Source organism: Streptomyces sp. SID14478 (assembly GCF_010548525.1).
Taxonomy (GTDB): domain Bacteria; phylum Actinomycetota; class Actinomycetes; order Streptomycetales; family Streptomycetaceae; genus Streptomyces.
Genome location: NZ_JAAGMG010000921.1, coordinates 1 through 10,959, shown reverse-complemented (window position 1 = coordinate 10,959; position 10,959 = coordinate 1). Strand labels below are relative to the sequence as shown.

The 10,959-nt window shown below is 71.3% G+C and carries 12 protein-coding genes; 4 read left to right on the top strand and 8 right to left on the bottom strand.

Annotated features, from left to right (window positions below; all coding sequences use genetic code 11):
* From G3I40_RS30090 to G3I40_RS30075, 4 genes are all read right to left on the bottom strand, one after another.
* On the bottom strand, window positions 1-1,027 hold a 1,027-nt coding region (locus G3I40_RS30090; protein ID WP_164305786.1), incomplete at its 3' end, for a family 20 glycosylhydrolase.
* Window positions 1,028-1,058: 31 nt separating this feature from the next.
* Window positions 1,059-1,895: a carbohydrate ABC transporter permease gene (locus tag G3I40_RS30085; protein ID WP_164305785.1), complete on the bottom strand. Its 837-nt coding sequence runs from the start codon at window positions 1,893-1,895 to the stop codon at window positions 1,059-1,061.
* Window positions 1,892-2,860, bottom strand: a complete 969-nt coding sequence (locus G3I40_RS30080) for a sugar ABC transporter permease (protein ID WP_164305784.1) — start codon at window positions 2,858-2,860, stop codon at window positions 1,892-1,894. The genes G3I40_RS30085 and G3I40_RS30080 overlap by 4 nt, the downstream gene beginning before the upstream one ends.
* Window positions 2,861-2,894: 34 nt before the next feature.
* Window positions 2,895-4,166: an extracellular solute-binding protein gene (locus G3I40_RS30075; protein ID WP_164305783.1), complete on the bottom strand. Its 1,272-nt coding sequence runs from the start codon at window positions 4,164-4,166 to the stop codon at window positions 2,895-2,897.
* A gap of 185 nt (window positions 4,167-4,351) precedes the next feature.
* Here G3I40_RS30075 and G3I40_RS30070 point away from each other — a divergent pair, with 185 nt between their 5' ends.
* Together G3I40_RS30070 and G3I40_RS30065 are read left to right on the top strand one after the other, a co-directional pair.
* Window positions 4,352-5,215 carry a GntR family transcriptional regulator gene (locus tag G3I40_RS30070; RefSeq protein WP_343245060.1) on the top strand — a complete coding sequence of 288 codons (864 nt, stop codon included), beginning with the start codon at window positions 4,352-4,354 and terminating at the stop codon, window positions 5,213-5,215.
* Window positions 5,216-5,270: 55 nt separating this feature from the next.
* Window positions 5,271-5,711 carry an OsmC family protein gene (locus G3I40_RS30065; protein ID WP_164305782.1) on the top strand — a complete coding sequence of 147 codons (441 nt, stop codon included), beginning with the start codon at window positions 5,271-5,273 and terminating at the stop codon, window positions 5,709-5,711.
* Window positions 5,712-5,784: 73 nt separating this feature from the next.
* On the opposite strand, the gene G3I40_RS30060 is transcribed toward G3I40_RS30065, so the two are convergent.
* Window positions 5,785-7,494, bottom strand: a complete 1,710-nt coding sequence (locus G3I40_RS30060; protein ID WP_164305781.1) for a glycoside hydrolase family 18 protein — start codon at window positions 7,492-7,494, stop codon at window positions 5,785-5,787.
* Between the two features lie 197 nt (window positions 7,495-7,691).
* On the opposite strand from G3I40_RS30060, the gene G3I40_RS30055 reads away from it, so the two are divergent.
* A complete protein-coding gene (locus G3I40_RS30055; RefSeq protein ID WP_164305787.1) occupies window positions 7,692-7,958 on the top strand; it encodes a DUF1905 domain-containing protein in 267 nt (88 codons plus the stop codon).
* A 22-nt stretch (window positions 7,959-7,980) separates the two neighbouring features.
* Here G3I40_RS30055 and G3I40_RS30050 read toward each other — a convergent pair whose 3' ends face one another.
* A complete protein-coding gene (locus G3I40_RS30050; protein WP_164305780.1) occupies window positions 7,981-8,481 on the bottom strand; it encodes a DinB family protein in 501 nt (166 codons plus the stop codon).
* 246 nt (window positions 8,482-8,727) lie between these two features.
* Here G3I40_RS30050 and G3I40_RS30045 point away from each other — a divergent pair, with 246 nt between their 5' ends.
* Window positions 8,728-9,141, top strand: a complete 414-nt coding sequence (locus tag G3I40_RS30045; protein WP_164305779.1) for a hypothetical protein — start codon at window positions 8,728-8,730, stop codon at window positions 9,139-9,141.
* Between the two features lie 90 nt (window positions 9,142-9,231).
* Here the strand turns inward: G3I40_RS30045 and G3I40_RS30040 are convergent, their stop codons facing one another.
* On the bottom strand, window positions 9,232-10,464 hold the full coding sequence (locus G3I40_RS30040) for a GNAT family N-acetyltransferase (protein ID WP_164305778.1): 1,233 nt from the start codon (window positions 10,462-10,464) through the stop codon (window positions 9,232-9,234).
* Between the two features lie 168 nt (window positions 10,465-10,632).
* Window positions 10,633-10,959: sigma factor-like helix-turn-helix DNA-binding protein (locus G3I40_RS30035; RefSeq protein ID WP_275410244.1), on the bottom strand; the 327-nt coding region annotated here is incomplete at its 5' end.

Here is a 10,959-nt window from a genome sequence, read left to right as displayed (position 1 = left end):
ACCAGCCGTGCAGCGCCGCCGTGTCCGGCAGCCCCTCCGCGGCGGCCCGGGCCCGGGCCGCCGGGCTCGCCGCCCACTCCGTGGTCGGGCACTCGTCGCCGCCGAGGTGCACGTGCGGCGAGGGGAACACGTCGAGGACCTCGTCGAGCACGGCGCGGCAGAAGTCGAGCACCGGCTCGTGCACGCCGAGGACGGTCTCGCACACGCCCCACCGCGTCCACACGTCGAGCCGGCGCCCCGGTACGTTGCCGAGTTCCGGGTGGGCGGCGAGCGCGGCCCGGGTGTGCCCCGGCATCTCGATCTCCGGGACGACGGTGACCCCGCGCGCGGCGGCGTAGCCGACGAGGTCCCTCAACTCCCGCTGCGTATAGGCGCCTTCGTGCGGGATGCCGTCGAACCGGTGGCTGCCCGGGGGACCCACCACGGACTCGGCGCGCCGTCCGCCCACCTCGGTGAGCCGGGGGTACGCCGCGACCGGCATCCGCCAGCCCTGGTCGTCGGTGAGGTGCAGGTGCAGCACGTTGAGCTTGTGCAGGGCGAGCAGGTCGACGTAGCGGCGCAGCAGCGGCACGGGCTGGAAGTGCCGGGCCACGTCGAGCATGAACCCGCGCCAGGAGTGTCGCGGCACGTCGGTGATCTCGACACAGGGCATCCGCCAGGGGACCGACGGCTGCGCCGTGCCCGACAGGGCCTGTACCGGGAGCAGTTGGCGTACCGTCTGGACGCCGCGCAGCAGCCCGGTGAGATGCGCGGCCCGCAACAGGACCGCGTCGGGCGCCACCGTCAGCCCGTACCCCTCCTCGCCCAGACCGCCCAGCTGTGGATCGAGGGCGAGCACGAACGGTCCGTCCGCGGCCGGTCTCAGCGCGAGACCGGTGGGCGGCGCGAGAAGGGTGCGGAGCAGGGCGGCGGCGGGTTCGGCGCCGGGGGAGACCCGCAGCGTCGTGTCCTCGCCGAGGGTGAAGCGGCCGGGGCGGACGGACAGGTGCGTGGGTGCGGGGACCAGTGAGGGACGGTGTGCGGGCACGGCGAACCTCCGGACGGGGGGTGGGGGGCGCTCAGCCCTTGACGGCGCCGGCCGCGAAGCCGGAGGTCACATGCCGCTGCAGCACCAGGAAGATCATCAGGGCGGGCAGCGCGAACAGCGTGGAGGCGGCCATCGTGGCGCCCCAGTCGGTGCCGAACGTGTTGTGGAACGAGGACAGCCACACCGGCAGCGTCCGGTGGTCCTGCTGTTTGATGATGAGGAAGTTGGCGTACGCGAACTCGTTCCACGCCGTGATGTAGCCGAACAGCGAGGTGGCCATGAGGCCCGGCGCCAGCAGCGGAAAGGCGATGTGCCGGAAGGCGCCGACGCGGGTGCACCCGTCGACCTGCGCCGACTCCTCCAGCTCCGCGGGGATCGTGGCGATGAAGCCGCGCAGGACGACGATCGTGAACGGCAGCGTCATCATGAAGTACACCAGCGTGAGCGTCGGCAGCCGGTCCAGCATGTCGGTGTCCCGCGAAATGATGTACACGGGGATGATCAGCGACTCCCACGGTGCCATCTGCGCGACGAACACCATCAGCATGAACTGCCGCCGGCCCCGCCAGCGCATCCGCGCCACCGCGAACGACGCACCGAGCGCCACCACCAGCGCGAGCACCACCGCGCCCAGCGTCACCGCCACGCTGTTGCGCCAGAACAGTCCGAAGCCGTCGGCCTCGATCGCCCGCCGGAAGTGGGCGAGCGTCCAGCTCTGCGGCAGCAGTTGCGGGTGGTCCGTCTGGATGTCCCGGTTCGGTTTGAAGGCCGTCGCGACCATCCAGTACACGGGGAACAGGCAGACGACCACCGTGACCGTCGCGGCGATGTGCAGCGGGAGGCGGCGCAGCGCCCGGGCGGCCGTCACCGCTCGCCCTCCTGTCGGAACATCTGCCGGAAGTAGGCGACGAGCACCCCGGACATGAGCAGCACCGTCACCATCGACGCGGCCGCGCCCAGGTCGTAGCGCTGGCCGGACAGGGCGGTCTGCACCGCGTACACCGGCAGGATCGTGGTGGCGTCGCCCGGGCCGCCGCGCGTCATCACCCAGATCTGCACGAACGCCTTGAACGTCCAGATCACCTCCAGCGACAGCACCAGCATGAAGATCGGCCGCACGATCGGCAGCGTGATCGACCGGAAGATGCGGGGGCCGGAGGCACCGTCGATGCGTGCCGCCTCGTACAGGTCGGCGGGGACCGTGGTGAGAGCCGAGTACAGGGTGATCGCCGCGAACGGGATCGACTGCCACACCACGAGCGTCACGAGGATGGCGAACGCCGCGGGCCCGTGCGCCAGCCACGGATACCCGTCGAAGGACGAGAACCCGAGGCCGGTGAGCGTGTGGTTGACGATCCCGAACTCCGAGTGGAACAGCCACTGGAACACCGTCGTCGCCGCGACCACCGGCATCGCCCAGGTCAGCACGAGCGCGCTGAGCACGACGGTCCGCCAGATCCGGCCGAGCCGCTCCACCATCAGCGCCACCAGCGTCGACAGCACCATGATCAGGACGACGTTGACGGCCATGAACAGGAACGTGCGGCGCACCACCGTCCAAAAGCGCGGATCGGAGAGCAGCGTCGTGTAGTTGTCGAATCCGGTGAAGTGGGCGTCGCCCAGGATCAGTTGGCGCAGACCGAAGTCCTGGAACGAGATCAGGACGGCGCGGGCCAACGGGTAGACGAGCAGGTACAGCATGCCGAGGACGGCGGGCGCCACCAGCAGGTAGGGCCAGGCGCCCGACATGGTGGCGCGGGGGGAGGGTCCCCGCGGGCGCCGTGGGGGCCGGGTGAGGGGGCGGGGTGCGGTCCGCTCGCGGACGACCGACACGGCGCACACTCCTTTCTTCCTGGGAGGCGGGTGGTCAGGACCCGGACTTCATCGCCGAGGTGATCGCCTCGGACGCCTTCTTCGCCTCCCGGGCCGGATCACCGCCCGCGAGGACCGCCGTCATGTAGTCCTTGATCGGGTTCTTGGCCTCGACGGCCGCCCAGCCCGGCGTGTTCGGCGTCGCGTGCCCGACCGCCGCGCCGACGGCCATGGCCGAGGCGCCCGGGTCCCCCGCGACCGCACTCGCGAGCGTCGTCTTGTTGGGTACGTAGCTCATCGCGACGGCGAGCTTCTTCTGCCAGGCGTCGCCGGTCAGCTCCTTGACGAAGGCGTACGCGGCGTCGTGGTGCTGCGAGACCGCCGGGATCACCAGGTCCGAGCCGCCGGTGAACACCGCGCCGGGCGTGCCGGCCGTCTTGCCCGGGATCGGGAAGAACCCCAACTTGTCCTTGAGCGCGGGGTTGTTCTGGACGACGACGTTGGCGCCGCCCGGAGTGGAGACGATCTGCGCGACCTTTCCCTTGGCCATCACCTCTGCCTGCGGCGGCTGCGCCTCGTCGGAGTCCTTCGGGCCCTTGCCGAGGCCCTGGAGCCGTTCGTAGAAGGTCATCGCGCGCAGCGCCTCGGGCGTGTCCAGGGTGCCCTTCCACGTGCCGCCGGACTCGGTGGCGAGGTCGCCGCCCTCGTCCCAGACGAAGCCGGAGAGCGTGTACCAGTTCTGCCCGGGGAGGTACATCCCCTGCTGGGCGCCCTTGTTGAGCTTCTTGGTCGCGGCGATCCACTGCGCCCGTGTCTTGATGGACGAGGCGTCCACGCCCGCCTTCTCGAACAGGTCCTTGCGATAGATGACGACCCGGTTCGCCGCGTAGTACGGGATGCCGTACTGCTTGCCCTCGAACGCCCCCGGCTCGGCGAGCCCCTTGAGCCAGGCCTTGCCGCCCAGTTCGCCGACCTTGTCGCTGAGGTCCCACAGGCCGCCGCTCTGGGCGAACTGGGCGACCTGGGTGTTGCCGGTCTCGATGACGTCCGGCGCGTCGTTGCTGGCGAGGGCGGCGGTGACCTTCTCGCCGATGCCGTCCCACTCCTGGATCTGCACCCGTACGTCGATGTCGGGGTGGGCGGCCTCGAAGCCCTTCTCGAACTCCTTCTGGAAGTCGGCCGAGACGCTGTCGCGCATCAGCCACACGTCGATGCTGGTCCGCCCGCCGCCGCCCGACTCCCCGTCACCGGAGCCGGACGAACTGCAGGCACTGAGCCCGGCGGCCGCGACGAGCGCGGACAGACCGGCGAGCAAGCGGAGCTTCACGGTTCACCTCTGGGACACCGGACCTGACCAGTTGACCAACTGGTCAGGTGACCTCTGATGGTGGAGAAAGGTGGCATAGACCATTGGGCGCGTCAACCCCCCAGGAAACAAAGGCCAGTTGTCGATCAACGCCCCGTCGTGGTCAACTGGTCAGGCAACTGGTCGGACGGCATGAGGGGGCGGACGTGAACGCCGACGGGACCATCGAGAACCCGGCCGCGTCGGGAGCGGTGCTCAAGCGGGAGCGCGTGCGCGACCACATCCTGGAACTCATTGAGTCGCAGCTTCCCGGCGACGCGATCCCCTCCGAGCGCACGCTCTGCGCCCGGCTGGGAGTGTCCCGGCCCACGCTGCGCGCGGCCGTCGGCGAACTCGTCGCCGCGGGCCTTCTCGTCCGCGAACACGGGCGCGGCATGTTCGTCGCCCCGCAGAAGATCACCCAGGAACTCGTCGCACAGGAACAGGCGCTGGCGGTGCCGCAGGCCTCGGGCGCCTGGACGAGCCGGCTCCTGGAGTTCACCACCGTCCCGGCAGGCGCGCGCGTCGGCCGCAAGCTGCGCCTCTCGCCCGCGGCGAAGATCGTGTACGTGGCCCGGCTGCGCCTCGTCGACGGGGCGCCGATGGCCATCGAGCACCTGCACATCCGGGCCGACCTCGTGCCGGGCCTGACCGCCCAGGAGCTGGAGAGCGGCGACCTGTACGCGCATTTGCGCGCGCACCACGACGTACACGTCCGCGAAGCCGTCCAGGCCATCGAGCCGACCGTCGTCAGCCGCGCCGAGGCCGAGCTCCTCGACGTCCCCGAGCTCTCCCCGGCCCTGCTCTTCGAACGGCTCACCTCGGACACCGCCGGGCAGCCCGTCGAGTACGTCCACTCGCTGTACCGGGGCGACCGCTACCGGATCGTCTCCCGCCTCACGCTGGGCCCCGCCGAAGCGGCCGCCGCCGGGCCGTCGGCGGGACACCACCCGGGCATCCCGCCCGGCGACTTCGCCCACCGCGACACCCTGGCGTCCTCCACCCGCGGCGACGTCCAACAGGCGCCCTGACACGCGCCGCGGCGGCCTGCGGGGCAGGGGCGCGCGGCCTGGTTACGGTTCCGTCATGGCCGACTACCGCATCGAAACCGTCCGCACCGCCGAGCGCGACTGGACCGCCCGCAACGACCGCGGCGCCGAGGTCCGCATCGCCCCCGCGGACGCCGCGGGCGCCCAGCCCTCGTTCACCCCGGTCGAACTCCTCCTCGCCGCGCTCGGCGGCTGCGGCGGCCTCGTCGTCGACCGCACCGCGCGCACCGTCGAACACGACGACCTGCGCATCGTCGTCGAGTCGGTCTCCCGCCCCGAGGACGACGGCCGGGTCGGCGCCGTCCGCATCTCCTACGAACTCGCGCTGCCCGAGGGCGACACCCGTGCCGCCGAGACCCTGGAACGCGGCATCCGCCTCACCCACGACACGTACTGCACGGTCAGCCGCACCGTCGAGCACGGCGCCCGCGTCGAGGCGAGGGGGCCCGACGGCACGATGCTCTTCATGGGCGGCTGACGGCATGCCGGACGCGTCGCCGGATGCCGTCAGCCGCCCACGGGCCGGCCCCTGCCCCGGAGGGTTCACCGGGCTACGGCAGGCCGTGCACCTTCGGGCCCACCGCGTTCGACCAGGCGCTGCCGGCCGTCGCGTCCCAGTTCGTCGACCAGGTCATCGCGCCGCGCAGCCCCGGGTACGTCTTCGCGGGCTTGAAGGAGCCGCAACCGGTGCCGCGCGTCAGGCAGTCGAGCGCGTTGTTCACCACGGACGGAGCCACGTAGCCGCTGCCCGCCGCGCGCGTCGAGGCCGGCACGCCGAGCCCGACCTGCGCGGGGGCGAGTCCGCCCTCCAACTGGATGCAGGCGAGCGCGGTGAGGAAGTCCACCGAGCCCTGGCTGTACACCTTGCCGTCGCAGCCGAGCATCGCCCCGCTGTTGTAGTACTGCATGTTGACGACGGTCAGGATGTCCTTCACGTTCAGCGCCGTCTTGAAGTACTCGCCCGACGTGGACTGCATGTCGATGGTCTGCGGCGCCATCGTGAGCACCAGTTTCGCGCCGGCCTTCTGCGACAGCTGGCGCAACGCCTTCGTCATGTAGGTGGAGTTGAGTCCGTTCTCCAGGTCGATGTCGACGCCGTCGAAGCCGTACTCCTGCATGAGGGCGTACGCGCTGTCGGCGAACGCCGTCGCCGAGGCGTCGCTGTTGACGGAGATGCTGCCCTTCTCGCCGCCGACCGAGACGACCACGGACTTGCCCGCGGCGTGCTTGGCGGCGATGTCGGCCTTGAAGTCGGCGGCGGAGGCGTAGCCGACGGCAGGGTCGAGGTGGAAGGCGATCTGGCCGGGCGTCGTCGTGGCGTCGGCGAAGGACACCGCGATGATGTCGTACTGCGCCGGGACGTCGCGCAGCTTCTGCACGGTCGCGCCGTTGTCGAAGTTCTGCCAGTACCCGGTCAGCGCGTGCGCGGGCACGGTGCCCCCGCCTCCGCCACCCCCGGACGTGGCCGTTCTCGCCGTCACGGCCGCGGATCTGGCGGACTCGCCGGCCGCGTTCGTGGCACTGACCTGGAAGCCGTACGAGGTGTCGGCGGCGAGGCCCGTGACCGTCGCCGAGGCACCGGTGACCGACGCGACCTTCGTGCCGTCGCGGTACACGTTGTAGCCGGTCGCGTTCGACACCGGCGTCCAGGACAGGCCGACGGACGAGGACGTGGTCGCGCCCGCCGTGAGGCCCGAGGGCACGGCCGGGATCACCACGGGGTCGGTGCCGCCGCCCCCGTCGGGTCCAAGGACGTTCACGTCGTCCACGTAGTACGCGCTCTGCCCGTACCAGCCGTGCGTGTAGACCGTGACCGACGTCGTGTTCGCGCCGGTCCGGAAACTGGTGGTGAGTTGCTGCCAGGAGGCGCTGCCCGGCGTCCAGGTCGAGACGTCGGTGGTGCCGGTGCCGCTCGCGCCGAGGTAGGCGTACCCGCCTTGCACCCAACTGCTGAGCGCGTACGTCGAGTTGGGCTTGACCGCGACGGTCTGGGTGCACTGCGCGTTGTCCTGCCCGGCCGGCGTGGCCTTGAGCGCCTTGCTGCCGCCGTGCACGGGGGACGTGACGACGGCGCCGCTGCCGGCGGTGCAGGTCCAGTTGCTCAGGTCCGACTCGAAGCCGGCGTTCTTGGCCACGTTGACGTCCGCGGCCTGCGCGGGAGCGGCGAGTGCGGTGACGCCGAGCGCCGCCGCCGAGAGGACGGCGAGGGCGCCGCCGAGGCGGCGGCGGGCGCCGGGTCTGCCATGACGTGCACGGTCCACGAGTTCCTCCGGGGGAGGTCAGGAGCGGATGTGAACGGTGGCCACCGCTGTGCGCCAAAGCTGGTCCAGACCAATCGAGTTGTCAAGACCTGCGGATGCGATGAGTTCAGCGGTCCCGCAGGGTCGTAGATGTGTCGTCAGTGGGGCACCGGTGCGAGGAGGCGGTCGTGGCAACGGAACCGGCAGCGGGAACGGCGCTGAACACGCAGTTCAGCGCCGTCCTGGAGAAGAGCCCGAACCCGGGCGGATGGACCTATGTCGTGTGGCCGCGGGCGGCCGCGTTCTTCGGCACCCGCGGCCTCGTGAAGGTCCGTGGCACCGTCGACGGCTGCCCGTTCCGCAGCTCCTTCATGGCTCTCGGTGACGGCCGGCACAAACTGCCCGTGAAGGCGGACGTGCGGCGCGCGATCGGCAAGGAGGCCGGGGACACCGTGACCGTCCGCCTGGAGGAACGCCTGTCCTGAGCCCGGCGCGCCCGGCCGTCCGTCAGAGCAGGCCCCGCACGTAGGCGGCCTGGCCCACGTGCTGCAGGTCGTCCGCGAGCACGCTGATCAGCCGCACGCCGAGCGTCACCGGCGGGTCCCAGCCCTCGTCGACGACCTTGTCGAGCGCGGCGTCCTTGAGGTCGGCGAGGAATCCCAGCGTCTGCTCGTGCACCGCGTCGTAGTAACCGAGCAGGAGCTCTCCCGACTCGACCTTCACCTGGCCGACCTGCTGCGACGTGTGGCCGTATCCCGTGTCCTTCGCCGGGAGCCGCAGGGCGAAGCGGTCGGACCAGCCCTGCGCGAGCCACACCTGGTCGATCCCCGCCGCGTCGGCGACATGGTCGTCCTGCACGCGGGTGAGGTGCCAGACGAGCCAGGCGACGGAATTCCCGGTGCCGCCGGGCCGCACCTGGAGATCGTCGGGAGAAAGACCCTCGACGACGGCATGTACTTCTTCTCGAATGCGGCCGTAACCCTCGATGAGTACGTCATGTGAGTGCATGAGGTGCAGTTTCGCCGACCGGCCGGATTTCGGCCAACAGGGCGCGCGAATATGCCAGGAGACTGGCGTGAAAAGCGTGGTGACACTGCGTTCGAAGTGCCGATACTCAACGGGTGAGACGGTTGAACATTGTTCGATGGCGGCACGGTGCGGATCAATCACCGTGTCCGCTCCGGCTGTTGGAGTCACTCGCTGATCAATTACCGATCAGTCGGTGATCAATGGCACCAGGCAATGGGGGAGATCGTGCACGACGAATTCCTGTGCCACGTCACCGCGTACGGAATCTGCGGAGGACGACGCGTCGGAGTTCCTCTCGGCACCTATCGCGCCCCCACCCTGCCCCTCGCCCTGTGGTGGCTGCGCGACAGGGCCACCTGGATCGCCGAACGCCTCGATCCGCGCCCCGGCCTGCCGCACGTACCCGAAGGCGCCCTGATGCCGGCCGGCGACGACACCCCCGACGTCCCCGGACTGCTGCGCGCCTGGTGCGCGGACAGCGTCCAGCAAGAGCGCGTCGCCGAGGAGCTGGCGGGCGGGCGGCTCGTGCGGGTGGCCACCCGGGACGACACCACCGAGTACGAGCTGCTCGCCGAGTCCGTGGACGCCCTGCGCATGGCCCGCACGATCGCCGGGTCCGCGGCCCCCGCTTCCGTATGACCTCAGGTGACGACGGCACGGCAACGACAGCGGCGGCGCCCGCACCTGGCAGATGGGGCTGCTGAACTCCCCCCGAGCGCGACCGGCGGTTCAGAACCCGTCGGTCGTGTGCGGAAGGAGTTCCGTGTGCAGCGCGGCGTCGAACATCGACGCCGCGTCCTGCTTGTGCTCGGCCACCAGCCCGGCCGCCACCAGCGACCGCACGGACGTCGCACCCATGTAGACGGTCGCCAGGTCGCGGGCCTCCATCGACAGATCGGGGGCGTCGTCGGTCGGCGCGTACGAGAAGCCGTCCGGCGACGCGATCAGCCGGAACGTGCCCGCGTTGGCCGGAACCTGCGCGTCGCGCACCGCGAGCGCCACGTCCACGGGCGCCGCCCAGGTACGTGCCGCCAGCGCCGCCCGTACGTCGACGAGCCGCACCCACAGGGACGGGAACGAGCCGGTCACCCGCACCTGGTCCCGGTCCGCCGCGAACAGCAGGAGCGGATCGTCCGGCGGCCGCACCCAGGCCCGCACCGTGCCCGTCAGGTCGATCGCGGTCAGATAGCTCCACAGCGCGGCCGCCTCCTCGGGGCCGTCGGCCTCCAGGTCGTCGACCCTGACGATCCCCGGCGTACGGGCCTCGTCGTCACCGGGCTTGGTCCGGTAGATCGCGTACCCGGCGAGCGGGTCGCCGAGCGTGACGACGCGCGGCGGCGACATGTCGTCGTCGTCCTCGTCCTTCTCGACCAGCCACTCGTCGCGCCACCAGTCCTCCGTGCGCGCCTGGCGTCCCGCCCGGCGCGCACGGGTGGACTCGAAGTACGGGCCGAGCAGCGCGGGCGCCTCCTTCGGGTCCACCAGGCGCAGGGGGCGGGAGTCGGGTGCGATGCGCAGCGCCAGCGGGCGTCGCGAGTCGATCTCCAGGCTCACGCCGTAGGTGGCCGGGCCGTAGCCGAACCGCCCGTAGATGGATGCCTCCGAGGCCCACAGCGCGATGAGCGGTGCGCCCTCGCGCGCACACCGGGCGAACAGCTCGTCCATCATCGAGGAGAGCACGCCCCGACGCCGGTGGGTGGGGGCGACGGACACGAACGTCAGGCCGGGGCAGGTGAGTTCGCCGCCGCCCGGCACGGACACGGTGAAGGGGTGCGCCGCCGCGAACCCGACCAGGTCGTCACCGTCGTAGGCGCCGATGCGCAGGAATTCGGACAGTGTCCGGCGGTGCAGCTTCCGTCGGTCGTCCTCGGGTGATTCGTGGAAGACGAGGTAGGCGAGCGCGAGGGCGCGCTCGATGTCGGACTCGGGCAACTCGCGGATCTGGACGGATCGGGCATTCATGATCACAAACCCTAGCCGGGAGTCGGCCTCCGCGCCTGTGTGGGGGTGACGCCGGGGGCGGCGCCCGCAGGGGTGCCGCCCCCAGCGACGGGCCTCGGCGCCGCCGACTCCGTCGTGCAGGCGCGACCGGCAGGGTCCGGGCCGACCGGCTGTCCGGGCGACTGGGCGTCACACGGGGTCGTCCGGTTCTTCGGGCGGAACGGCCCGCACGGATGCACCGGGCCGGGGATTCTCCGTAGCGGAGCGCAGGCGCGTGGACAGCCGCTGCATCCCGCGCCGGGCGTGGCTCTTGACCGTGCCCAGCGGCCAGCCGGTGCGCTCCGCGATCTGCGGCTGGGTCAGGTCCTCGTAGTACGCGAGCCACAGGACCGTACGCTGCGGTACCGGCAGCCGAGCCAACTCCTGGGTCACCAGCACCCGGTCGACGGCCGCCTCCGTCTCCTCCACGGCCTGCGCGCGCCCGGCCGCCGCACCCTCGAGGAGCGCCACCCGGCG